23 protein-coding genes are annotated in these 22,192 nt (G+C 66.1%); 3 read left to right on the top strand and 20 right to left on the bottom strand.

The window, feature by feature from the left end:
- Nucleotides 1-1,155, bottom strand: a 1,155-nt coding sequence (mutL, locus tag QM712_RS21965; RefSeq protein ID WP_415025231.1) for a DNA mismatch repair endonuclease MutL, incomplete at its 3' end; no start/stop codon positions are given.
- Between the two features lie 253 nt (nt 1,156-1,408).
- On the opposite strand from mutL, the gene QM712_RS21960 reads away from it, so the two are divergent.
- Complete coding sequence (locus QM712_RS21960) at nt 1,409-1,726, top strand: ribbon-helix-helix domain-containing protein (protein ID WP_415025230.1); 318 nt, start codon at nt 1,409-1,411, stop codon at nt 1,724-1,726.
- A gap of 308 nt (nt 1,727-2,034) precedes the next feature.
- Here QM712_RS21960 and QM712_RS21955 read toward each other — a convergent pair whose 3' ends face one another.
- The 4 genes from QM712_RS21955 to QM712_RS21940 are packed head-to-tail and all read right to left on the bottom strand — an operon-like array spanning nt 2,035 to nt 4,927.
- Nucleotides 2,035-3,603 carry a GMC family oxidoreductase gene (locus QM712_RS21955; RefSeq protein WP_415025229.1) on the bottom strand — a complete coding sequence of 523 codons (1,569 nt, stop codon included), beginning with the start codon at nt 3,601-3,603 and terminating at the stop codon, nt 2,035-2,037.
- Nucleotides 3,604-3,631: 28 nt separating this feature from the next.
- Complete coding sequence (locus QM712_RS21950; RefSeq protein WP_415025228.1) at nt 3,632-4,180, bottom strand: gluconate 2-dehydrogenase subunit 3 family protein; 549 nt, start codon at nt 4,178-4,180, stop codon at nt 3,632-3,634.
- 30 nt (nt 4,181-4,210) lie between these two features.
- Complete coding sequence (locus tag QM712_RS21945) at nt 4,211-4,606, bottom strand: VOC family protein (protein ID WP_415025227.1); 396 nt, start codon at nt 4,604-4,606, stop codon at nt 4,211-4,213.
- On the bottom strand, nt 4,607-4,927 hold the full coding sequence (locus tag QM712_RS21940; RefSeq protein WP_415025235.1) for a c-type cytochrome: 321 nt from the start codon (nt 4,925-4,927) through the stop codon (nt 4,607-4,609).
- Nucleotides 4,928-5,303: 376 nt separating this feature from the next.
- On the opposite strand from QM712_RS21940, the gene QM712_RS21935 reads away from it, so the two are divergent.
- Entirely contained in the window at nt 5,304-5,612 is a 309-nt protein-coding gene (locus tag QM712_RS21935) for a hypothetical protein (RefSeq protein ID WP_415025226.1), read from the top strand.
- 54 nt (nt 5,613-5,666) lie between these two features.
- Here the strand turns inward: QM712_RS21935 and arfB are convergent, their stop codons facing one another.
- The 7 genes from arfB to QM712_RS21900 form a co-directional block, all read right to left on the bottom strand.
- Nucleotides 5,667-6,083: an alternative ribosome rescue aminoacyl-tRNA hydrolase ArfB gene (arfB, locus tag QM712_RS21930; protein WP_415025225.1), complete on the bottom strand. Its 417-nt coding sequence runs from the start codon at nt 6,081-6,083 to the stop codon at nt 5,667-5,669.
- Between the two features lie 115 nt (nt 6,084-6,198).
- On the bottom strand, nt 6,199-7,572 hold the full coding sequence (locus QM712_RS21925) for a M16 family metallopeptidase (RefSeq protein WP_415025224.1): 1,374 nt from the start codon (nt 7,570-7,572) through the stop codon (nt 6,199-6,201).
- Nucleotides 7,569-8,960 (bottom strand): M16 family metallopeptidase, encoded by a 1,392-nt coding sequence (locus QM712_RS21920; RefSeq protein WP_415025223.1) that lies wholly within the window; start codon nt 8,958-8,960, stop codon nt 7,569-7,571. The genes QM712_RS21925 and QM712_RS21920 overlap by 4 nt, the downstream gene beginning before the upstream one ends.
- A 195-nt stretch (nt 8,961-9,155) precedes the next feature.
- The gene (locus QM712_RS21915; RefSeq protein WP_415025222.1) at nt 9,156-9,875 is read right to left on the bottom strand and encodes a hypothetical protein; all 720 of its coding nucleotides are present in this window, start codon (nt 9,873-9,875) and stop codon (nt 9,156-9,158) included.
- A gap of 95 nt (nt 9,876-9,970) precedes the next feature.
- Entirely contained in the window at nt 9,971-10,465 is a 495-nt protein-coding gene (gene lspA, locus QM712_RS21910; protein WP_415025221.1) for a signal peptidase II, read from the bottom strand.
- A 160-nt stretch (nt 10,466-10,625) separates the two neighbouring features.
- Nucleotides 10,626-13,625 (bottom strand): isoleucine--tRNA ligase, encoded by a 3,000-nt coding sequence (gene ileS, locus QM712_RS21905; protein ID WP_415025220.1) that lies wholly within the window; start codon nt 13,623-13,625, stop codon nt 10,626-10,628.
- Between the two features lie 203 nt (nt 13,626-13,828).
- Entirely contained in the window at nt 13,829-14,800 is a 972-nt protein-coding gene (locus tag QM712_RS21900; RefSeq protein WP_415025219.1) for a bifunctional riboflavin kinase/FAD synthetase, read from the bottom strand.
- A gap of 232 nt (nt 14,801-15,032) precedes the next feature.
- Here QM712_RS21900 and QM712_RS21895 point away from each other — a divergent pair, with 232 nt between their 5' ends.
- Nucleotides 15,033-15,428: a response regulator gene (locus QM712_RS21895; RefSeq protein ID WP_008567674.1), complete on the top strand. Its 396-nt coding sequence runs from the start codon at nt 15,033-15,035 to the stop codon at nt 15,426-15,428.
- Nucleotides 15,429-15,606: 178 nt separating this feature from the next.
- Here QM712_RS21895 and QM712_RS21890 read toward each other — a convergent pair whose 3' ends face one another.
- From QM712_RS21890 to pgsA, 8 genes are all read right to left on the bottom strand, one after another.
- Nucleotides 15,607-16,461 carry a TIGR01459 family HAD-type hydrolase gene (locus QM712_RS21890; RefSeq protein ID WP_415025218.1) on the bottom strand — a complete coding sequence of 285 codons (855 nt, stop codon included), beginning with the start codon at nt 16,459-16,461 and terminating at the stop codon, nt 15,607-15,609.
- A gap of 15 nt (nt 16,462-16,476) precedes the next feature.
- Nucleotides 16,477-17,934: an EAL domain-containing protein gene (locus QM712_RS21885; protein WP_415025217.1), complete on the bottom strand. Its 1,458-nt coding sequence runs from the start codon at nt 17,932-17,934 to the stop codon at nt 16,477-16,479.
- Between the two features lie 141 nt (nt 17,935-18,075).
- Nucleotides 18,076-19,209, bottom strand: a complete 1,134-nt coding sequence (locus tag QM712_RS21880; RefSeq protein WP_415025216.1) for a YihY/virulence factor BrkB family protein — start codon at nt 19,207-19,209, stop codon at nt 18,076-18,078.
- Between the two features lies 1 nt (nt 19,210).
- The gene (locus QM712_RS21875) at nt 19,211-19,798 is read right to left on the bottom strand and encodes a phage holin family protein (protein WP_415025215.1); all 588 of its coding nucleotides are present in this window, start codon (nt 19,796-19,798) and stop codon (nt 19,211-19,213) included.
- Between the two features lie 89 nt (nt 19,799-19,887).
- The gene (prmB, locus tag QM712_RS21870) at nt 19,888-20,847 is read right to left on the bottom strand and encodes a 50S ribosomal protein L3 N(5)-glutamine methyltransferase (RefSeq protein WP_415025214.1); all 960 of its coding nucleotides are present in this window, start codon (nt 20,845-20,847) and stop codon (nt 19,888-19,890) included.
- Complete coding sequence (locus tag QM712_RS21865; RefSeq protein ID WP_415025213.1) at nt 20,847-21,314, bottom strand: molybdenum cofactor biosynthesis protein MoaE; 468 nt, start codon at nt 21,312-21,314, stop codon at nt 20,847-20,849. Before QM712_RS21865 ends, prmB begins: the two co-directional genes overlap by 1 nt.
- 3 nt (nt 21,315-21,317) lie before the next feature.
- Nucleotides 21,318-21,569, bottom strand: coding sequence for a molybdopterin converting factor subunit 1 (gene moaD / locus QM712_RS21860; RefSeq protein WP_415025212.1), 252 nt, complete (start codon nt 21,567-21,569; stop codon nt 21,318-21,320).
- Nucleotides 21,566-22,183, bottom strand: coding sequence for a CDP-diacylglycerol--glycerol-3-phosphate 3-phosphatidyltransferase (pgsA, locus tag QM712_RS21855; RefSeq protein WP_415025211.1), 618 nt, complete (start codon nt 22,181-22,183; stop codon nt 21,566-21,568). Before pgsA ends, moaD begins: the two co-directional genes overlap by 4 nt.
- Between the last annotated feature and the right edge of the window lie 9 nt (nt 22,184-22,192).

The raw sequence follows: 22,192 nt of genomic DNA, 5'->3' as shown, positions 1-22,192 counted from the left end.
CTCGGCGAAAGCGGGCGCCGCCGCGCCGTCGAATGACGGCATCGGCGCGACCGGTGCGGCTGGCGAAGCCCGCCAGTCCCAGTTGCCGGGACGCGGCGGCGTGAAGGCCGGCCGGAACGAGGACAGCGCGCTGCCGCCGCTGTTGGCGGCCGTGCGGCGGCCCTCGCGCGCGAGCCCTTCCTTCAGGCCGTGCACGATCAGCGCGCGGACGAGGCCTGCGTTGCGGAAGCGCACTTCGGTCTTGGCGGGATGGACGTTGGCATCGACCTCGCGCGGGTCGAGCGTGACGAACAGCGCCAGCACCGGGTGGCGATCGCGCGGCAGATAATCGGAATAAGCCGCGCGCACCGCGCCCAGGATCAGCTTGTCGCGCACCGGGCGGCCGTTGACGAAGAGATATTGCCCGAGCGCGTTCGCCTTGGTCAGTGCGGGCGCGGCGGCATAGCCGGCGACGACGACACCTTCGCGCTCGGCATGCACCTCGATGGCGTGGCTGCGAAACTCCGCGCCGAGGATATCGCCGAGCCGCGTCAGCCGTCCGGCCGCGCCGGGCAGCGCCGCGGCCCAGGTCACCGGCGCGCGCTCCTCACCGGCCAACGTGAAGGCGATATCGGGACGCGCCATGGCGAGCCGCCGCACCACCTCGCGGATGGCTTCCGCCTCGGTGCGGTCGGTCTTGAGGAACTTCAGCCGCGCCGGCGTCGCGTAAAAGAGGTCGTTGACCTCGACGCGCGTGCCGTGCGCCAGCGCCGCCGGCATGATCGCGGATTTGTCGCCGCCCTCGACGGCGAGCGCCCAGGCGTGCGGCTCGCTCGCATGCCGCGTCGTGATGGCGAGACGCGCGACGGAGCCGATCGAGGGCAACGCCTCGCCGCGGAACCCGAGCGTGCGGATCTGCAGCAGGTCCTCGTCGTCGAGCTTGGACGTGGCGTGGCGTTCGACCGCGAGCGCGAGGTCCGTCGCGGTCATGCCGCCGCCGTCGTCGGTGATGCCGATCCGCCGCCGCCCGCCGCCATCGGTGAAGACGTCGATCCGGCTCGCGCCGGCATCGATCGCGTTCTCGACGAGTTCCTTGACCACGCTCGCCGGGCGCTCGACCACCTCGCCGGCGGCGATGCGGTTGACGACTTGCTCTGGCAGCTGGCGGACGGGCATGGGCTCGGTCTTGGGTCTTCGATTTGGATTCGCGGGAGGCGCTATTCTATGCCGTGTTGCGTCAAAAGCATGTGTTGAGCAACAGCGCCGTGGCGGGCTGGGGAAGAAGGTTGCCTATCACATTGAAGACATTGGACGTTCGCGCAAGACGCGCATCCGGCGATGGAGCGACGTTCCCGGCACGGTCGTGATTGTGGGGTGCCGGGCGGGGGTGTAGCATCGGGGAAAAATGGCAATAGGACGGGAGGACGCCATGTGCCATCTCTTCGCGCACCAGCCCCAACGCGACTACGAATCCCAGACCCGCTCGCTGCGGATCGGAGGTCACTGCACCTCGATCCGCCTGGAAATGGCGTTCTGGGACACGCTCGAGGAGATCGCGGCCAGGGAAGGCATGAGCCTCGGCAAGTTCCTCACGACGCTCTACAACGAGGTGCTCGACCATCACGGCGAGGTCAACAATTTCGCGTCGCTGCTGCGCTGCTCCTGCCTGATCTATCGATCCCGGAGCATGGTGGCGGTGCCGGATTTCAAGGTCGCCGCGCAGCCCATCCTCGACGCAGCCGAGTAGCAACTCCGCGCCAGATGTCGTCCTGGCGGAGGCCCGGACCCATATCGCGAGGTTGATCGTTGATCCGCGGTCCGAGTTATGGACGACGAGTCTTCGCTAGAATTGGTCGCGGGGTCACAGGTCCTTGGCTTTCGCCAGGACGACATCCGAGAGTCCGCGAGACAGCCCACATCGTCATCGCGAGCGACGCGCGCCAAAACGGCTGAGCATTTTCGCGCGTGTGCGACCGAGCAATCCGGATCGTGCCGCGCAGGCAGTCCGGATTGCTTCGTTTGCAATGGCGGGGAGAGAGGTTTGTCTCTCCGACCTCAGATCTCCTTTTTCTGCATCGCACCGGCGATGTAGTCCGCCTGCCGGATGGCGAGCGCGACGATGGTCAGCGTCGGATTACAGGCTGCTCCGCTCGTGAACTGGCTACCGTCCGAGACGAACAGGTTCTTGACGTCGTGGCTCTGCCCGAATTTGTTGACCACGCCGTCCCGCGCCTTCTCGCTCATCCTGTTGGTGCCGAGATTGTGGGTGCTCGGATAGGGCGGTGTCGGATAGCTCACGGTGGCGCCGACCGCGTCATAGACCGCCGCACCCTGCTTGTAGGCGTGCGCGCGCATCGCGACGTCGTTCGGATGATCGTCGAAATGGACGCTTGCGACCGGCTGACCGAACTTGTCCTTCACGACAGGGTCGAGCGTGATGCGGTTGGTTTCCTGCGCCATGTCTTCGCCGACCAGCCACATGCCGGCCATCCGCGGATAGCCGTCGAGTGCCGAGGTGAAGGGACGTCCCCAGGCACCGGGGTTGAGGAAGGCCGCCATGAACGGCAACCCGATCGACAGCGTCTCCATCTCGTAGCCGCCGACGAAGCCGCGCTTCGGATTGTTGGCCGCCTCGTCGCGGATGATGCCGGCCATGGTGGTGCCGCGATACATGTGCACCGACCTCTCGAACACAGCGTAGACGCTGCCGGTCATGTGCCGCATGTAGTTGCGGCCGACCTGGCCCGACGAGTTGGCGAGACCATCGGGAAACATGGTGGACGCGCTGTTCAGCAGCAGCCGGGGACTCTCGATCGAGTTGCCGGCGACCGCGACGATGCGCGCCTTCTGGCGCTGCATCGCGCCGCTCTCGTCGGCATAGACGACGCCGGTCACCTTGCCGCCGGCATCGTGCTCGATCTTGACCGCCATGCTGCTCGGCCGGACCTCGAGATTGCCGGTCGCTTCGCCCTTGGGGATCTCGGTGTAGAGCGTCGACCATTTCGCGCCGGACTTGCAGCCCTGGAAGCAGAAGCCGATCTGCTGGCACGAGCCGCGCCCGTCGCGCGGCTGGCTGTTGATGGCCATGTTGCCGGTATGCACGGTCTTGTAGCCGAGCTTCTTCGCGCCGGCCTCCAGCACCTTGAAGTTATTGTTGCCGGGAAGCCCGGGAATGCCGTTGGTCCGGGTCACGCCCATCTTGTTCTCGGCCTTGGCGTACCACGGCTCCATCTCCGCGAGCGTGACCGGCCAGTCCAGAAGGTTGGCGCCGGGAATGTTGCCGTAGGTGCTCTTCACCTTGAACTCGTGCTCGTCGAAACGCAGCGAGGCGCCGGCCCAGTGGATCGTGGAGCCGCCGACCGCCTTGACGATCCAGGCGGGAAGATTTGGAAAATCCTTGGCGACGCGCCATGTCCCCGACGTGGTGCGCGCGTCCGACCATGCAAGCTGGGAGAAGCTGTCCCACTCGTCGTTGATGAAGTCCTGGTTCTCGATGCGGGGACCGGCTTCGAGAATGACCACCTTGACGCCCTTCTGCGCGAGCTCGTTGCCGAGCGTGCCGCCGCCGGCACCGGAGCCGACGATCACCACAACGCTGGAGTCGTTCAGATCGAATTTTGCCATATGCGTTCTCCTGAACCGTTGGGTGACGTTAAGCCTTCGACAGCCAGTCGATGTCGGCGAAGCCGCGGTTGATGTAGCCGCCGTGCTCGGCGGAGGAGCCCTCGTAGCCGAACCGCGGCCAGACCTCTTTCTGGTTGTAGAGCGAGACGATGAGGTCGCCGCGCACCTTCTGGAAGAAGTCGCTCTGCTCGACCTCCTTCAGCAGGACCACGCGATCGGCTTCCCAGGGGACTTCGGCATAGGCCACCTTGTGGCGGTCGCGCGCGTTCTGATCGAGCCGCGTGATGCCGTCGCTGATCAGCGACTTGACGGCCGGATCCTTGGCGGCCTTGTCGTCCCACGGCTTGATCGCGGTGATGTAGTAGCTGTCGCCGAGGACATCGTGCGGATAGATGTCGCGCGCGACCTTCAGCAGCGTCTTCATCGTCGCGGGAGAGAGCGCGCTCGCATCGTCCGCCCAGGCGCCCTCGATGCCGACGGTGACGCTGGCGGCAACTGCCGCGACCGGTACGGCGGTCGCCGCGCCCTTGAGAAAGACGCGGCGGCTGTGCTTGCTTCGGCGGTCGACTTCCCTCATGGCATTTCCTCCGTTGATTTTATGATTTGATCAGTTGAAACGTCCGCCCCGCTGGATCACCTCGATCTTGTAGCCGTCGGGGTCGCTGACGAAGAAGAAGCGCGCCAGCGTCCTGCCGTCGTGCTTGAAGTCGCGCAGCGGTCCGGGAGCGAGCTTCTCGCGTTCGAAGCGGGCATGTTCGGCCTCGAGATCCTCGACCACCACGGCGAGATGTCCGTAGCCGTCGCCGAGCGCGTAAGGTTCCTTGCGATCGAAGTTCACCGTCAGCTCGACCTCGAAAGGTGAGGAGGGGTGACGCAGATAGATCAGGGCAAAGTCCGCGAACTTCAGATGATCGGCGACTTCGAGGCCGAAGGCGCGTCTGTAGAAATCGAGCGAGCGCGCCTCGTCGAGCACGCGGATCATGGAATGGACCGGTTTCGCCATTCAGTTCAGCTCCTTCAGGTAGGCGATGATGGCGGCGCGCGTCTCGGGCTTCGCCTGCCGGTAGGCCATGACGACGCCGGGGATGACGGCTTGTGGATTGGTCAGCCAGGCATCGAGCCGAGCCTCGTCCCAGGTGAAGTCGGCCTTGGCGAGGCCATCTGAATAGTGAAACCCTTCCACCTTGCCGGCGGGCCGGCCCACGATCTTGACCAGCGGCGGACCCTGCCGCATCGGTTCCGATGTGTTGGTCGTGTGGCACACCGCACATTGCTGCTTGAAGAGCGTTGCTCCATCCGGAGGCTTTGCAGCGGGCAACGGCATTTGCGCGTCGGCGAAGCGGACCACCAGCACCATCGCGGTGCACAATCCCAGCATGACTGCGCGCATCACCAAGAGCCTGCTCATCTGCATCAAATTCGGCGTGCGCAAACTCTAGGCGGCGTCAAATCGGCGGTGGTAGTAGCGGGCTGTTTCGCTGCGCGTAGAGATGCTCATGCTGCGCGCGTGTTCCGCGCTGCCGCATATGAGGAGCGCAATTCCGCGAAACCGCCGCCAAATCCCTCAACGATCACCACACGATCCGGATTGCATGCGACCGCGCCGCTTGAACTCTCGATACGATGCGATGGTCCGGTGCGGACGAGCGGCGTACAGGCGCGGCCGGGCTGTTCATCGCGAAAAGATCCAGGAGAAATGGATGAAGTTGCTGAAGACCTCGATGATCGCATGCGCATTTTCGACTCTCATTGCGACGCCCGTTCTCGCGCAAGGCGCGCCGGCCGACGCCGGGACACATGGCACGGTGCAAGGCAAATCCATGCAGGGCGGCACGACTGGAAGCGGGGATGAGGATCTCGGCGCGCAGCCGGGAACTGCGGGCGCGAAGACGGGCATGAAGTCGACGAAGGGCACGAGAGGTACGGTCGGCACCACCGGCAGCGCCGCGCACAAGGGGACCGTCGACGGCACCACCTCCGGCGCCGCGGCGTCGGGCAAGCGCGACTAGTTACGGCAGAACTCTGGTCGCATGGCGGCCGGAGTTCTTTCTGCTGCGCGTGTTCTAGTCGTCGAAGCGCCCGCCGCGGCCGGCCTTGACGTCGCTGCGGCGCTTCTTGCCGTCGAGGCGGCGCTGCTTGGAGGCGTAGGTCGGCCGTGTCGCGCGACGCGGCGTCGGCCGCACCATGGCTTCGCGCAGGATCTCGGTGAGGCGCTCGATGGCGTCCTGCCGGTTGCGCTCCTGGGTGCGGAAGCGTTGGGCGTGGATCACGATCACGCCGTCCTTGGTCATGCGCTGGCCGGCGATACGGGCGAGCCGGATCGTTGCATCCTCCGGCAGCGTCAGCTTGCTGGTGTCGAAGCGGAGCTGCGCCGAGGTCGAGACCTTGTTGACGTTTTGCCCGCCCGGGCCGGAGGCCCGGACAAAGCCGATCTCGATGTCGTCCTCGTCGATGACGAGATCGCGGGATATCCGCAGCATGATGGCACCATTCGTGATGTCCGGACATATCGCGGACGTCCGAATTCGGCAATGGTGCATCTGGAAACGCAAATGGCCGGGACGAACCCGGCCATTTCAGGAGACTTCGGAGACGTCAGTTCGACTTCGTCGCGGGTGCTGCCGCGGGCTGCGCGGCGGCCTGCGGGGCACGGCCGACCACGACGGTGAGCAGACCCTGGCCCCAGAGGCGCTTGGCGGCCGCCTTGGCGTCGTCCAGCGTCACCGCGTCGACGATGCCGTTGCGCTTCTCGATATAGTCGATCGGCAGCTTGTCCTGCTGATATTGCAGCAGCGCCTGGGCGAGCTTGGAGGAGGTGTCGAGCGCCAGCATCTGCGAGCCCTTGAGGTAGGACTTGGCCTCGTCGAGCTCCTTCTGGGTCGGGCCCTCGTCGGCGATGCGGCGTACCTCCTTCTCGATGGCATCGATGGTATCGCCGGCGCGATCGGCACGGGTGCCGGTGTTGCCGATGAAAACCGCCGAATGCTCCATCCAGAGCAGCGATTCAAACACCGAATAGGCGAGGCCTCGCTTCTCGCGCACCTCGCGATAGAGCCGCGAGGACAGGCCGCCGCCGCCCAGGATGTGGTTCACGACATAGGCCGCCATGAAGTTCGGATCGTTGCGCCGCACGCCGGGGCCACCGAAGGTGATGACGGTCTGCGGCACGTCGAGCGGCACGAAGGCACGCTGCGGCGGCTTCGCCGCATCGATGTCGGGGACCGGCACGAGATTGGCCTTGGCCGGCAGGGCACCGAAGGTGTGGTCGAGCAGCTTGCCGAGCGTTTCCGGATCGACGTCGCCGACAACGGCGACCTTCAGCGTGTCCTTGGCCAGCACGCGGCCGACATAATCCTTCATGTCGGCGACCGTGATGGTTGGCACGCTCTCGAGCGTTCCGTTGGTCTGCCGCCCGTACGGATGATCGCCGAAGGCGATTTCCAGGAATTTGCGGCTTGCGAGCGATGTCGGGTTGGTGGTCTCGCGGCGCAGTCCCGAGATGACCTGCGAGCGGATGCGCTCGACGTCGACGGTGTCGAAATGCGGCGAGGTCAACGCCATCCTGAGCAGGTCGAAGGCTTCGTCCTTGTTGTCGCGCAGCATGCGCAGGCTGCCGCGAAACGTATCGCGGGTGGCGCTGAAGGAGAGCTCGATGGCGCGGCGATCGAGCCGCTCGTGGAACGTCTTGGAGTCGAGATCGCCGGAGCCCTCGTCGAGGAGATCGCTGACCAGATTGGCGACGCCCGGCTTGGCCTTGGGATCCTGCGCGGAACCGCCGGCAAAGGAATATTCCATGGCGATCAGCGGCACCGTCGCATCCTGCACGAACCAGGCTTCGATGCCGCCCGGCGAGACCAGATGCTGGATCTTGGCAGCCGCCCGCGACGGCGAGACCGAGGCCAGCGCGAGCGCAGCGCCGGTGGCAAGGGACAGTGCGATACGACGCGCGCGAAGGAAGGAATAGGTCACGAACGCTTCTCCTCGCGCTTGGTGGCAGCAGTGTCCTTGATCAGATAGCCGGTGACCGAGCGCTTCTTCTCGAGCCATTTCTGCGCAACGCCGCGGACCTGCTCGTCGGTGACGGCACGGATGCGGTCGGGCCAGCTGCGGATGTCCTCGATCGACAGGCCCGTCGCCAGAGCGCCGCCGTACCAGCGCGCCAGCACCGCCTGGTTGTCCTGGGCGTAGATCGCCTCGGCGATGAGCTGGGTCTTGACCCGCTCCAGGTCCTCGGCACGGATCGGGTTCTGCGCGATGTCGGCGATGACGCCGTCGATCACCTGTTCGACCTCGGCGAAGCTGACGCCGGGTTTCGGCGCTGCCGAGACCCCGAACTGCGTGGGATCGAGCGAGATGCTCGAATAGCTGGCGCTGGCGGAGACCGCGAGCGGCTTGTCGACGACGAGCGCGCGATAGAGATAGGAGTTGCTGCCGCTGCCCATCAATTGCGCCAGCACGTCGAGTGCCGCGCTCTCGCCGGCCGCGGCGGTCGTCGCCGAGGGCACCAGGTAATAGCGCCGCATCGCGGGTTGCTCGACGCGCGGGTCTGACAGCGTGACGGTGCGCGGGGCGGCCGGCTCCGGCTCCTGCGGGCGGATGCGCCGCGCCGGGATCGCAGGCTGGGCCGCGATGGGACCGAAATTGCGCTCGACCAGCGGGCGGATGTCCGCGGCCTCGACGTCGCCGGCGATCACCAGGATCGCGTTGTTCGGTGCGTAGAAGCGGCGATAGAAGGCGAGCGCATCCTCGCGATCGAGCTTCTCGATCTCCTGGTGCCAGCCGATCACGGGCCGACCGTAGGGATGATTGAGATAGAGCGCGGCCATGATCTGCTCGTTGAGCCGCGCGTCGGGATTGTTGGCGACGCGCATGTTGTACTCTTCGAGCACGACGTCGCGCTCGGGCAGCACGTTCTCGTCCTTGAGGATGAGGCCGGTCATGCGATCGGCCTCGAACTCCATCATCGTCGGCAACTGCTCTTTCGGCACGCGCTGGTAATAGTTGGTGTAGTCGACCGAGGTGGAGGCATTCTCGTTGCCGCCGACGCGCAGCACGGTCTGCGAGAATTCGCCGACGGGATGCTTCGAAGTGCCCTTGAACATCAGATGTTCGAGGAAGTGCGCGAGGCCGGATTTGCCCGGCGTCTCGTCGGCCGAGCCGACCTTGTACCAGATCATCTCCGTGACCACCGGCGTGCGGTGATCCGGGATCACCACGACCTGAAGGCCGTTGCTGAGCGTGAAGCTGGCGGGCGGGGCCGAGGTGACCGTGGTCTGGGCGAGGGTGGCGCCGGCCGACAGGACACTGGTCGAGAGCAGCGCGGCGAGGAGGCAGGCGATCGATCGGTACGAGGGCATCGCGATCCTTGTGAAAGCCCGGACCCCGATGTCCGGGTGTGAGAGCGCGGCATGCTACACCGCGCGGCTTCGGGCTTCGGGTCACGAAGCAGAGAACGCCGTCAAATTGAACTTAAAAATAGGTCATCTGCCGCGCCCGGCCTATCCCGGACGATGCGTCAGGTCCGCGCGCCCAAGCGCGCGGCGACAGGAGCCTTACTGCTCCTTCTCCTTGCCGGACATGATGTCGTAGTACATCTTCCGCGACTTGTCCGGGCCGGCGCCGTAAGCGTAGTTCGGAGACGGCGTCTGGTATCCGGCCGGCGGTTCGACGAGCGACTGGCGCGGCGGCTCGCTCTTGAATTGCGTCGACTCCGAGCTATTGCCCTTGAACATGCCCAGCAGGCCCCCGGAATAGCCGAGGTCCTTCGGCATCAGCGACGGGTTGCTGTTGGTGCCGGGCTGGATCGGATCGTTGTTCTCGCGCGCGGGGGCGGCGGTCTTGGCCGCGTTCATTTCGGCCGGCGTCAGTGCCCGGGCGGCTTCCCAGTTTTCCTTCGCCTTGTTGGCCTTCTTGCGCGCGGCGACGGCCTCCTTGCGGCGCCTCTCGTCGGGGTCCTTCGGCCAGTTCGGTGCATTCTTGGCTTCGGTCGCGGCGGGGGGCGGGAGGTCGAGCTTCGGCGGCACGACGAGCGGCGAGCGCTCGCGGTACTCGATGCCGGGCTTCTCCATGCTCTTGGCACCGAGGCCGGACATCAGATTGTCGATCAGCCGCTCTTCGAAGGTCATGTCGTCATCGTCGTCGTCGCCGGCGCGGGCGGCGCCTGCCGACATGACGAGACCGATGCCGAGTGCGACGGCGGACACTTTCAGCGCCCGCCAAATGCCCTGCCGGGGGTCTCGAACCATCGAACCGCTGGTCTGGGAGCTGCGCATTACCGTACCTGTTCCATATTGTGGCAGATTGCCGCGTCGCGCGCGGCCGACCCTCGCAAGGCAACGTTCCGCCTACCGGCCCGTATCGGCCGGGATCAGGGCGCTTTTGCGGCGGGTACCCCCAGGAACGAGTCATACAACAGCCCCGCCACCCCAGCAACGATGGCCACGTCCGCGAGGTTGAAGACGTACCAATTGTAGGTGTTTCCGGCGATCTCGACGTGAAGCAGGGCGAAATCGACCACCGCGCCATAGGCCAGGCGGTCGATGCCGTTGCCGATGGCGCCGCCGATGATCAGCCCCAGCGACACGGTGGCGAGAAAGGTGTGCGAGCGCGCCATCCAGATCGCCAGCGCGACGACCGCGATCGCCTTCACGGCCATTAGGGCGAACTGGGCCGCCTGACCGTCGTTCTGGAGCCAGCCGAAGCTGATCCCGATGTTCCAGGCAAGCACCAGGTCGAAGAACGGCGTCACCTTCACCGCGCCGCGCCGCGCCAGGTCGAACACGTTCAGGAGCCAGAGTTTCGAGGCCTGGTCGAGGACGACCGTGACGATTGCCGAGACGATGCCGGCGCGAAGAGGGGTCATGGCGAGGAGGCCTCCGCCGCCAGCAGCACCACCGTCCCGGCGAAGGCCGGGATCCACACGCCGAGACGGTTGTTGGTGAAGGGGCCGGAAGTCATCAGCCTTTGTGACATTCAGCTGCGGTGATCATGGATCCCGGCCTTCGCCGGGACGACAGTTGAGACTAGACGCCGACCCCCAGCGCCTTCCATTCGCGCAGCGCCTGGGCGTCGCGCGGGGTGACGTCGGGGTATTCGGGATCCTCGCCGACCGTCGGCGAGATTTTCCAGGAGCGGGCGCATTTGGTGCCCTGTGCCTTCTCGACGATGACCGCGATGCCGGGAACGGCATCGAGACGGAACGCGGTCGCCGGCGCCTCGCCCTCGCGCACCTCGTAGTTCGAGGTGATGCAGACTTCGGCGAGATCGACGTCGAACAGCGTCGCCAGCATGCCGCGGTCGGCGACATAGATGACCGGAGAGGCTTCGAGCGAGGAGCCGATGTTCTTGGCCGCGCGTTCGAGCTCCAGCGCGCCGGTGACGACGCGGCGGACGTTGCGGATCGCCTCCCACTTCGCGGCGAGCTTGTCGTCGCGCAGATCTTCGAGGTCGTTCGGGAACAGCGTCAGATGCACCGACGGCTCGGCGTCCGGCCGGTACATGTGCCAGGCTTCCTCCGCGGTGAAGCTGAGGATCGGCGCCAGCCATTTCAGGATCGAGGCGCACAACAGGTCGATCGTGGTCAGTGCCGCCTTGCGCGTCGGTGAGGACGGCGGATCGCAATACAGCGTGTCCTTGCGGATGTCGAAATAGAACGCCGACAGCTCGCTGTTCAGGAAGGCGGACAGGGTTGCGACCACGGTCTTGTAGTCGAACTCCTCGTAGGCCTTGCGGATCACGGCGGCACGGATCGCGAGTTCGTGCAGCATCAGCCGCTCGAGCTCGGGCATGTCGCCGGGCGCGATCGCGTCGGCCGGCTTGTAGTGATGCAGCGTACCGAGCATCCAGCGCACGGTGTTGCGCAGCTTGCGGTAGGTCTCGATGGTGTTCTTCAGGATCTCCGGGCCGATGCGCTGGTCATCGGCATAGTCGGTGGCGCAGACCCACAGGCGCAGGATGTCCGCGCCCGAATCCTTGATCACCTTCTGCGGCTCGACGGTGTTGCCGAGCGACTTCGACATCTTGCGGCCGTTCTCGTCCAGCGTGAAGCCGTGGGTCAGCACGACATCGTACGGCGCGCGGCCTCGCGTGCCCGCGCTTTCCAGCAGCGAGGAGTGAAACCAGCCCCGGTGCTGGTCGCTGCCTTCCAGATACATCACGGTGTCGTTGCCGCCGTCGACCTTCCGGACGATGTTGCCGAGCTGCGGGAAGTTCTGGCGATCCTCGAGCACGAAGGCGTGCGTTGAGCCGGAATCGAACCAGACGTCGCAGATGTCGTCGACCTTCTTCCAATCCTCCTTGGCGCGCGATCCGAGGAAGCGATCACGGGCGCCTTCCATGTACCAGGCGTCGGCGCCTTCTTCCACGAAGGCCTCGGTGATGCGCTGGTTGACGATTTCGTCCTGGAGAATCTCGGCCGAGCCGTCGCTGTTCTCGCGCACGAATACGGCGATCGGCACGCCCCAGGCGCGCTGGCGCGAGATGACCCAGTCCGGGCGGTTGGCGATCATGCCGTTGATGCGGTTCTCGCCCGCCGGTGGCACCCATTTCGTCACCGAGATCGCACGCAGCGCGCGGGCGCGCAGCGTGTCGCCCTTCCGGGCATGGCCTTCCTCGCTGATGTCCTTGTCCATCGCGATGAACCATTGCGGCGTGTTGCGGAAGATGACCGGCTTCTTCGAACGCCAGGAGTGCGGGTATTGATGCTTGAGGCGGCCGCGAGCCAGGAGCTTGCCTGCCTCGATCAACGCCTTGATCACGGCCTCGTTGGCATCGCCCTTCTCGCCCTTGTCGTTGAGGACGCGCTTGCCGGTGAAGCCGGGTGCCTGAGCGGTGTAGGCGCCGTTCTCGTCGACAGTGTAGGGGATCGCGGTCGAGATGCCGCGCGCGTCGAGCTCGCGGGTGTTGGCCATCCAGACGTCGAAGTCCTCGCGACCGTGGCTCGGCGCCGTGTGCACGAAGCCGGTGCCGGTATCGTCGGTGACGTGGTCGCCGGCGAGCAGCGGCACGATGAACTCGTAGCCGCCATCCAGGCCACGCAGCGGATGGGCGCATTCGACGGCGTCTAGAGTGTCGCCGGGAATGTCGCGCACCTTCTCATAGGCAGTGACGCGCGCCTGCTTGAACACCTCCGCGGCCAGCGCATCGGCGAGGATCAGGAGATCGCCTGCCTTGGCCCAATTGTCGGAAGGCGCGTCCGTGACCTTGTAGACGCCGTAGGCGATCTTCGGCGAGAACGAGATGGCGCGGTTGCCGGGGAGCGTCCATGGCGTGGTGGTCCAGATCACGATGCTCGCGGAGGCGAGTGCGCCGTGTGCGGGCGAGGTGACCGGGAATTTCACCCAGACCATGTCGGAAGTGTAGTCCTCGTACTCGACCTCGGCTTCGGCGAGCGCGGTCTTCTCGACCACGCTCCACATTACGGGCTTGGAGCCGCGATACAGCGTGCCGTTGGCGGCGAACTTCATCAGCTCGCGTGCGATCTGCGCCTCGGCGGGATAGCTCATCGTCTGATAGGGATGGTCCCAGTCGCCGATGATGCCGAGCCGCTTGAATTCCTCGCGCTGCACATTGATCCAGTGCGTCGCGTAAGCACGGCATTCCTTGCGGAACGCCACCATCGCGGCGGAGTCGCGGAAGTCGGGCTTCTGCTTGCCCTTCTTGCGGTAGTTCTCCTCCTCGATCTTCCATTCGATCGGAAGGCCGTGACAGTCCCAGCCGGGAACGTAATTGGAGTCGAAGCCAAGCATCTGCTGGCTCTTGGTCACGACGTCCTTGAGGATCTTGTTCAGCGCGTGGCCGATATGGATGTTGCCGTTGGCATAGGGCGGGCCGTCATGCAGCACGAATTTGGCGCGGTGCTCGGCTTCCCGGCGCAGCTTGTCGTAGAGGCCGATGTCGTTCCAGTATTTCAGGAGCTCCGGCTCGCGCTGGGGCAGCCCGGCGCGCATCGGGAATTCCGTCTGCGGCAGGAACAGGGTCTTCGAATAGTCTTTGGCGTCGGACTTTTGCGGCTTTTCGGACATGAAGCTGACTGGCTCGGAAGGGCGCGGAAACGAATGGCGATGCGGAATCGCGGGGTGGAACGACGAAATCCCGGTCTTGCGCCGAGCCGGAGGCTCAGGCGGAAGCCGGGCCGCTAATCCCTATGATGCGCCGCGCAAACATGGGCTCTCCATAGCAGCCGGCCGGGTGAAGCGCAAAGGCCCCGGCGGGGGCGGTTTTGGCCTCAGTCGATCGTCCCCAGCCGCGGAAATGCGTCCGGGGCGGCTGCCAGCATGGCGCGGGCGCGGGACGAATCGTCGTCCATCTGGCGGACCAGGGCCTCGATGCTGTCGAATTTCAGCTCCTCGCGGATGAAGCCGATGAAGGCGCAGTCTAGGACCTGGCCGTAGAGGTCGCCCTTGAAGTCGAACAGGAAGATTTCCAGCAGCGGGGCGCCGTTATCGAAGGTCGGGCGGCGGCCGAAGCTTGCGACCCCTTCCAGGCGCCCGGCGCCGCGGCCGACGCGCACCGCGTAGATGCCGTGCTTGAGGCCGCAATTGGCATCCAGCCGGATGTTGGCGGTGGGATAGCCGAGGTCGCGGCCGCGCTTCTCGCCGTGGATGACTTCCCCGGTGATGAACCAGGGCGCGCTCAGCATCGTGGTGGCCTCGTCGATCTGCCCCTCGGCGAGCGCGATCCGGATGGCGCTGGAGGAGACCGGCCGCTCGTCGATATCGACATGCGGCTGCACGTCGACCTCGATGCCGAGCCGGGGCGCCTCGTTGACCAGAAGTCCCGGCGAGCCGACCCGTCCCTTGCCGAAATGGAAGTCGTAGCCGACCGCGATGCCGCTGACACCGAGCCGACCGATCAGGTCATGGTGAATGAAATCCTGCGCACTGGTGCCGGCGCGGGCCTTGTCGAAGGTCATGACCACGGCACCGGCGAGCCCGGTGCCGGCGAGCAGCCGCAACTTGGCCCGTTCGTCGGTCAATCGGAATTGCGGGGTGTTCGGGCTGAAGAACCGGCGCGGATGCGGCTCGAAGGTCAGGGCCAGGGCAGGGCGGCCATGCGTCCGGCCCATTTCCAGCGCTGCCGCGATCACCGCCCGGTGACCGAGATGGACGCCGTCGAAATTGCCCATGGCGACCACGGCGCCCTTCAGAATCATGGAATCCGGCGTGGTGTCGCGAATAACGGTAAAATGCGGGGCCATCAGGAGGAATTCTCGAACCGGGCAGGACGGGCCGCGACCGTGGCTTGACCGGCCGGATGAAGTCAAGCGCGGGGATCGGACCGTATTCACCGCGATCTCAGCCTTTCGGACGGGCACCCCCAGTTAACGCGCTGTTTAAAGCCTTGATGCTAGTCCTTGGGTCTGGAACCGGCGGGCTTCGGTCGGGCAGGTTCGATCGTGATAGTCCTGCGTTTGCGTTGGGGGAGTCGAGATGGCGGTTGATTTGTCGATGCCGGTTCTGGTGGTGGATGACTACAGCACCATGATCCGCATCATCAGGAATCTGCTGAAGCAGCTTGGCTTCGAAAACATCGATGACGCCAGCGACGGTTCGGCGGCGCTGAACAAGATGCGCGGCAAGAAATACGGCCTCGTGATCTCCGACTGGAACATGGAGCCGATGACGGGTTACGACCTGCTGCGCGAAGTGCGCGCGGACCCGAACCTCGCCACCACGCCCTTCATCATGATCACGGCGGAATCCAAGACCGAGAACGTGATCGCCGCGAAGAAGGCCGGCGTGAACAACTACATCGTCAAGCCGTTCAACGCGGCGACGCTGAAGACCAAGATCGAGGCGGTGTTCCCGGACATGGCGAGCGCGTAACGCGCGCCTGACCGCAAACGACTGTTCATGAAGATTGTGATGCCCGGGCTTGTCCCGGGCATTCGCGTTCCCGGCCGCGAGACGAAGGACACGGATGGCCGTGTTCGCGCCCGGCCATGACGACGTTTGGATGTCGGCAGTTCGTCCGGGCCGGAGTCGCTTCAGACCGCCCGCGCCATCACCACTTCAATTCGCGCATCAGCGCCTTGGGCGGATGGCCGAACAATTCCGTCACCGAGGCGGGGTCGAGCTGGTCGAGCCCCTCGAATTCCTCGGAATGAATGCCGCGGGTGACGAACAGGCAGTCGATGCCGAATTCCCGCGCGCCGGTGAGATCGGTCCGGACGGAGTCGCCGATCGCCAGCACCTTTCCGCGGTCGATCTGGTGGCCCTGGCGTTCGCCGGCGAGCGCCATCGCGCGCTCGTAGATCGGCCGGTGCGGCTTGCCGTAGAAGATCACCTCGCCGCCGAGCTCGCGATAGAGCTCCGCGATCGCGCCGGCGCAATAGATCAGCCGGTCCCCGCGTTCGACCACGATGTCGGGGTTGGCGCAGACCAGCGTGAGCTTGCGCTCGCGCGCCTTCAGCATCATGCCGCGATAGTCTTCCGCCGTCTCGGTCTCGTCGTCATAGAGGCCGGTGCAGACGATGTAGTCGGCCTCTTCCAGCGGCGCGGTCTTCGCATCGAGGCCGCGATAGATCGAGTTGTCGCGCTCGGGGCCGAGCCAGAACATCTTGCGGCCCGGGTGCTCGGCGACATAGAGCCGTGTCAGGTCGCCCGAGGAGACGATCGCGTCATAGGTCTCGTCGGCGACGCCGAGCTTGCGCAATTGCCGCTGCACGGAGTCGGCCGGGCGCGGCGCATTGGTAATCAGGATCACTGTACCGCCGCGGCTGCGGTAGGTGTGAAGCGCCTCGCACGCCTCGGGGAAGGATTCCAGCCCGTTATGCACGACACCCCAGATGTCGCTGAGCACGACGTCGACCCCGCCCACGAGATCGCGCAGGCTTTCGGCGAAATGCAGTGTGGTCATGACAGGTGCGACCGATCAGATCCGGCGCGCGAGCGCCGCGTTGCCGGTGATGCGCTGTGGCGGAGGCGCGCTGGACGTCGCGCCTGAGCTGGATGTGCCGGAGCCATTGGATCCCTGAATGTCCTGCGCCTGGTTCGGCGGGGCCCCGGCGGTAGCAGATGCCCCCTCCGGCCGCAATGGCCGCGGCGGCGCGAACAGGAAGCCCTGGCCGAACCTGACGTCGTAGTCGAGCAGGTCGACCACCGCGCGCTCGCCTTCGATCCGCTCGGCGATCAGGTCGATGCCGAACCGGCCGAGCAGGTCCGAAAGGTCGGAGGGGTGGATGTCCGATGCCGAGGCCTGCTTCGGATCGAGCAGCAGTGCGGCCGGCACCTTGATGAAGCGCAGGCCGCGGTCGGCGAGTTCGCGCGGCTCGATCCGCAGATCCGTGACGTGGTCCATCGAGAAGCGGAAGCCGCGCTGGGCGAGAGCCGCCAGATTTTCGCTCTCGGCCGGGCCGAGGCTGCGGAAGGTCGATTGCTTGAATTCCAGCACCAGCGACGGCGCCAGAGCCCGGTTGGCCTCGAGGAAATCGAGGCATTGCGCGAACGTGGTGGAATTGCCGAGCGTGGAAGCCGCGACGTTGCAGAAGACCCCGACGTCCATGTTGCGCACCATCAGCCGGCGCAGGACCTGCACACAGCGCAGCATCACCATGTTGTCGATGCGTCCGATCAGGCCGGAGGCCTCTGCGATGCTGATGAACTCCTCGGCGGCGATCAGTTGGTCGCGTTCGTCGCGCACGCGGGTCACCGCTTCGTAGAACCTGACCTTGCGCTGCGGCAGGGTGACCATCGGCTGGAGGAAGATGTCGATGCGGTTTTCGTCGATCGCGTTGCGCAGCGTCGCCAGCAACTGGGTCTGGTTGCGTCCGGCGGTGACCGGGACCGGCACCTGAACCGCTGAGGCCGGCCGTGGCGTCGCCGGAGGGGCGGGCGAGGCAGCGACGACCGGCTTGTCGTCGGTGAGCGCGAGCAAGTCGATCGACGCCTCCGGCTCCGGCCTGGCGGCTGGGACGACGGTCGTATTTTCGGCGAGCAGATCCTCGTGGGTCGACACGGTCGCGGCGAGCTGCCTGACCAGCCCGCCGAGTTCGTTGATCTCGCCGATCACCGACTGGATGCGGTCGGAATTGGTCGAATTGGCCGAGGCGATGCGGCCTTCGACGGCCGCGAGCCGGCGGCCGAACTCGGCCACTTGCCGGGCGAGGTCGGCGGTGCCGCGCGACAGGTCGGAAATCTGGCCGCCGACGTCGCTGCGGTCCCGCAGCCGCATCGACACCGCGTTGTAGAGGATCAGGAAGGTCAGCGCGGTCAGCGCCACGATCGCCGACTCGGTCCCGCTGATGCCGGCGACCGAGTAGAGGACGAGCCCGAGCGAGGCCGCGACCAGGACCATGCAGATGGCGATGAAGATCGTCGAAATGCGAATCATGCCGCGCGTCACGCCTCAAATTCTGATTATTTCGCCCGGAAAAACACGGGCCTTCGTCCGACGCCGCCCCGTCTCATGCTCCCCCAAGCGCGCGGACCTTAACATCATTGTTGATTCGAGGGGATAGCGACCGTCCGCGTGTCAGGCCGGCCGGGCGAAAGCCTTCGAGGTCGCCTCGGGACTCCCGGGCGGCTTCGGCCGGCCGGCGCCGGTGTTGCGCGGTGCCTGCCGTTCGATTTCGGAGTTCAGCTCGGCGCCGAACATCACCACGATCGCCGACATCCACATCCACGTCATCAGGCCGATGGCGGCGCCGAGCGAGCCGTAGGTCGCGCTGTAATTGGCGAATTTAGACAGATACCAGGACAGCAGCGCCGAGCCGGCGATCCAGAGCAGTGCGGCCGTCACCGCGCCGATGCTCAGCCATTGCCAGCGAGGCGCCTCGCGGCTGGGCGCGAACCGGTAGAGCAGGGCGAGCGCCGCGAGCAGGATGGCGAGCAGCAGCGGCCATCGCGCCATCGCGACGATGAGCTTGCTCTCCGGCGCGATGCCGAGATGATCCAGCGCCAGCGGGAAGGCGACCACGGCGGCGACCATCAGCAGCAGGGCCGCGATTCCGCCCACCGTGAAAGCGAGCGACACCAGGTTCAGTCTGACGAAGCCGCGCTTCTCGCGCTCCTCATAGGCGACGTTGAGCGCGTCGAAGATGGATTTGACGCCGGCGTTGGCGCTCCAGATGGCGAGCACGAGGCCGAACAGGAAGGTCGCGCCCAGCGCCGTATTGCCTTTCGAGACCACGCGCACGACCTGATCCTGCACGATCTGGAAGGTGCCCGCCGGCAGCATCATCGCAAGCGTCTGCAGGTTGTCGCTGATGGTCGAGGGATCGGCGAACAGACCGTAGGACGAGACGAGCGCGGTGACGGCGGGAAAGATCGCCAGCAGCCCGAAGAACACGACGCCGCCCGCCGTCGCGAGCAGGCGATCGTCGTCGATGCGGCGGTAGGTGCGCGCGAAGATCTCCTTCCAGCCCGCCCAGGGAATCGCGAAGGGGCTTTTCGCGTGATGACCATGGCCCGGCTGCATTGCCGCGAGCGCAGCGCTGGTCTCGGGTGGTGTGTCTTGGCTGTTGTCGTTCCTCCGCAGGGAGCCGGCTCCCATGAAGCCGGTCTCCCGGAACCGCTGCTGGAAGTAACGCTGCGCGGTCAGGACGAAGATCGCCGTGGCGGCAACCAGCAGCCAATTATTGAGCTGCTCCGGTCGCCGCGCCGCCATTTCAAGCGTCCAATTGGCGGCCGTTGCGTCTGCGGCGCGCAGCCGTGAAGCCGAGCACCCCCAGCGCTGCGAGCATCAACCCAAGCTGCACCGGTCGGCCGGCGCGGCCCGGTGGCGTCCTGCCGGCGTGGCTGCGTTCGCCCGGCGCGAGCGGCACCAGTGGAATCGTCGTCGCGACCTCCCTCACGGCCTGCTTGACCGTTCCGCGCGGGATCCGCGGCGTGGCGATCGCAACGCGCATGCGGCTTGCAAGCGGCACGACGGGCCGCGTCCGGCGCTTCATCTGGGCGGAGGCCATTCCGGCACAGGCAGCCGCCAGCACGAGAAGCACGGCCGCCACGGCGCCAAAGCCCCAGAACTGTCCGTAGGTGATCGCAACCCAGCGGTACAGGGCGACCAGACCGACGAAGAACGCCGCGATCAGGAACAGTCCCGCCGCCGCGAACAGTCCGGCCGCGACCGCGTAAGAGGTTGCGCGCCCCGTGGCCTGGCTGGTGCGGTCGCGCAGATACGACTGGGCGGCGCGCTTCAGATGGTTGAGTTTCAGCGCCATGCCGGCGCGCAGCAACTCGCCCGATGGCGCGAGCATGCGGACATCCTCCGAAAGCGAGACAGTCTTCGGGGATGAACGTGGCGGAAATTGACTTGTTCCGCCGAAGTGTGGTCGCGGATGACGGATCAGCCGAGATCGGCGGCCGCGACCCAGAATACCTCGCCTTCGGACTCCTCGGTGTCGAGCCAGAGCAGCGGCAGCTCCGGGAAGGCCTCGTCGATCAACTCGCGGCCGCGTCCGATCTCGCACAGCAGCCCGCCGCCCGGGGTGAGATGGCGCGGGGCGTCGAGCAGGATGCGACGCACCACGTCCAGGCCGTCGGGGCCGCCGTCGAAGGCGAGTTTCGGCTCGGCGCGGCATTCCGGCGGCAGGGCGGCCATGCCCTCGGCATCGACGTAGGGCGGGTTGGTGATGATGAGGTCGTAGCGCGCATTGCCGAGCGGCGCGAACAGATCGCCGCGGTGGAGCGTGACGCGGTCGTCTAGCCCGTGCTCGCCGACATTGCGCGCGGCAACCTCCAGCGCCCCCTTCGAGATGTCGACGGCATCGACCTCCGCGTTCGGGAAATGATAGGCGGCGAGGATCGCCAGGCATCCCGAGCCGGTGCAGAGATCGAGCACCCGCTCGACGGCCATGGGCTCGTCGATGAGCGAGCCGGCCTCGCCGTCGCCGCCGAAATGCGAATCCAGGAGCTCGCCGATGAAGGAGCGCGGAACGATGACGCGCTCGTCGACATAGAAGGGCAGCCCGCGCATGTAGATCTTGTTGACGAGATAGGCGGCCGGTTTGCGCGTCGTGACCCGCTGGTGGATCAGGTCGAGGATGGTCTTGCCTTCCGCGGCGGTGACGCGCGCGGTGGCGAAGGTCTCGAACTGCTCGGGATGCAGATGCAGGGCCTCGCAGACCAGGAACGCCGCTTCCGCGACCGGGTCGGTCGTGCCGTGGGCGAAGGCGAGCCTGGCCTCGACGAACCGGCTCACGGCATAGCGGACGAAATCCATGAGGGTGAGGAGCTCACCGGGGCCGACCTTGGCGAGTTTGGGGGCGGCGCGGCGGGGCGCGGTCTTCTTGGATGCTCTTGCCATCAGGATTTGGTCCAGCGTGCGGCGGCCTCGTCGTCGCGGGCATGGGCTTCGACCCAACCCGTGCCGGTGGCGCTCTCTTCCTTCTTCCAGAACGGTGCGCTGGTCTTGAGATAGTCCATCAGGAATTCCGCCGCCTCGAACGCCGCCTGGCGATGCTGCGAAGCGGTCAGGACCAGCACGATGTTCTGGCCGGGCGTGAACCGGCCGACGCGGTGGATGACCGTGACGCCGTTCAGCGGCCAGCGCGACACGGCTTCATCGACATGACGCCGGATCTCCTCTTCCGCCATGCCGGGATAGTGTTCGAGGGTGAGCGCCGCGATCTTCGCGCTGTCCTCGTCGCCGCGGCAGATGCCGGAAAAGCTCACGACCGCGCCGATGTCGGTGCGGTCCCTGGTCAGGTTCGCGATCTCGCGCGCGATGTCGAAATCGTCCGGCTGGATGCGGATGGTGACGGGGCCGGTCATGGCCTAGCCGCCGGTCATCGGCGGAAAGAACGCGATCTCGCGCGCGCCCGCGATCGCGGCATCGGGGCGGACATGGGCGTGGTCGATCGCGGCGCGGATGACCTTCGGCTTCTCGAACGCATAGGCATAGGCCTCTCCGCGGCCGGACAGCCAGGCGATCAGCTCCTCCACCGTACGCACGGCGGGCGGCGGTTCGACGGTTTCCTCCGCCTTGCCGACGCGCTCGCGCACCCAGGCGAAGTACTTCACCTTCATCCCTCATCCTCCCGGATGAGGTGATGGATGCCGGCGCGGAAATAATCGTAGCCGGTATACATGGTCAGCAGCGCCGAGGCCCACAGCAGCAGCAGGCCGATCTGCGTCACGACCGGCACCACCTGGTCGCCGGCCTCGCCCGCCAGCAGGAAGCCGATGGCCACGAGCTGAACCGTGGTCTTCCACTTGGCGAGCTTGGTGACGGGCACGCTGACGCGCAGCGCGGCGAGATATTCACGCAGGCCCGAGACCAGGATTTCGCGGCACAGGATCACGATGGCGGCCCACAGCGACCAGCCGTGGATGATGCCGTCGGCGGCCAGCATCAGCAGGCACGAGGCGACCAGCAGCTTGTCGGCGATCGGGTCGAGCATCCGGCCGAACGCCGATTGCTGATTCCAGATCCGCGCGTAATAGCCGTCGAGATAGTCCGTCACCGCGGCGGCGATGAAGATGGCGACCGCGACCCAGCGCAGCCACAACGGGCCGTCCATGATGGACTGGGCATAGATGCAGCCGACCACGACCGGGATCGCGGCGATCCGACCATAGGTCAGGATGTTCGGGAGGGACATCGCGCGGCTGGTCGTCCCTCGTGTCGTGGCGATGTTCATTCGTCCTAC

Origin of the sequence: Bradyrhizobium sp., assembly GCF_047605465.1 — a bacterium.
Classification (GTDB): Bacteria; Pseudomonadota; Alphaproteobacteria; order Rhizobiales; family Xanthobacteraceae; genus Bradyrhizobium.
This window is presented reverse-complemented; position numbering and strand designations above follow the sequence as displayed.

What these genes read in the sequence shown, in the direction of transcription:
- QM712_RS21920 (WP_415025223.1), bottom strand. Translation starts at nt 8,960, where the DNA reads ATGCCCTCGTACCGATCGATCGCCTGCCTCCTCGCCGCGCTGCTCTCG.
- QM712_RS21895 (WP_008567674.1), top strand. Translation starts at nt 15,033, where the DNA reads ATGGCGGTTGATTTGTCGATGCCGGTTCTGGTGGTGGATGACTACAGC.
- QM712_RS21885 (WP_415025217.1), bottom strand. Translation starts at nt 17,934, where the DNA reads ATGATTCGCATTTCGACGATCTTCATCGCCATCTGCATGGTCCTGGTC.
- ileS (WP_415025220.1), bottom strand. Translation starts at nt 13,625, where the DNA reads ATGTCCGAAAAGCCGCAAAAGTCCGACGCCAAAGACTATTCGAAGACC.
- QM712_RS21880 (WP_415025216.1), bottom strand. Translation starts at nt 19,209, where the DNA reads ATGGCGGCGCGGCGACCGGAGCAGCTCAATAATTGGCTGCTGGTTGCC.
- QM712_RS21945 (WP_415025227.1), bottom strand. Translation starts at nt 4,606, where the DNA reads ATGGCGAAACCGGTCCATTCCATGATCCGCGTGCTCGACGAGGCGCGC.
- arfB (WP_415025225.1), bottom strand. Translation starts at nt 6,083, where the DNA reads ATGCTGCGGATATCCCGCGATCTCGTCATCGACGAGGACGACATCGAG.
- QM712_RS21960 (WP_415025230.1), top strand. Translation starts at nt 1,409, where the DNA reads ATGTGCCATCTCTTCGCGCACCAGCCCCAACGCGACTACGAATCCCAG.
- QM712_RS21890 (WP_415025218.1), bottom strand. Translation starts at nt 16,461, where the DNA reads ATGACCACACTGCATTTCGCCGAAAGCCTGCGCGATCTCGTGGGCGGG.
- QM712_RS21865 (WP_415025213.1), bottom strand. Translation starts at nt 21,314, where the DNA reads ATGACCGGCCCCGTCACCATCCGCATCCAGCCGGACGATTTCGACATC.
- prmB (WP_415025214.1), bottom strand. Translation starts at nt 20,847, where the DNA reads ATGGCAAGAGCATCCAAGAAGACCGCGCCCCGCCGCGCCGCCCCCAAA.
- QM712_RS21915 (WP_415025222.1), bottom strand. Translation starts at nt 9,875, where the DNA reads ATGCGCAGCTCCCAGACCAGCGGTTCGATGGTTCGAGACCCCCGGCAG.
- lspA (WP_415025221.1), bottom strand. Translation starts at nt 10,465, where the DNA reads ATGACCCCTCTTCGCGCCGGCATCGTCTCGGCAATCGTCACGGTCGTC.
- QM712_RS21950 (WP_415025228.1), bottom strand. Translation starts at nt 4,180, where the DNA reads ATGAGGGAAGTCGACCGCCGAAGCAAGCACAGCCGCCGCGTCTTTCTC.
- moaD (WP_415025212.1), bottom strand. Translation starts at nt 21,569, where the DNA reads ATGAAGGTGAAGTACTTCGCCTGGGTGCGCGAGCGCGTCGGCAAGGCG.
- pgsA (WP_415025211.1), bottom strand. Translation starts at nt 22,183, where the DNA reads ATGAACATCGCCACGACACGAGGGACGACCAGCCGCGCGATGTCCCTC.
- QM712_RS21935 (WP_415025226.1), top strand. Translation starts at nt 5,304, where the DNA reads ATGAAGTTGCTGAAGACCTCGATGATCGCATGCGCATTTTCGACTCTC.
- QM712_RS21875 (WP_415025215.1), bottom strand. Translation starts at nt 19,798, where the DNA reads ATGCTCGCGCCATCGGGCGAGTTGCTGCGCGCCGGCATGGCGCTGAAA.
- QM712_RS21900 (WP_415025219.1), bottom strand. Translation starts at nt 14,800, where the DNA reads ATGGCCCCGCATTTTACCGTTATTCGCGACACCACGCCGGATTCCATG.
- QM712_RS21940 (WP_415025235.1), bottom strand. Translation starts at nt 4,927, where the DNA reads ATGCCGTTGCCCGCTGCAAAGCCTCCGGATGGAGCAACGCTCTTCAAG.
- QM712_RS21955 (WP_415025229.1), bottom strand. Translation starts at nt 3,603, where the DNA reads ATGGCAAAATTCGATCTGAACGACTCCAGCGTTGTGGTGATCGTCGGC.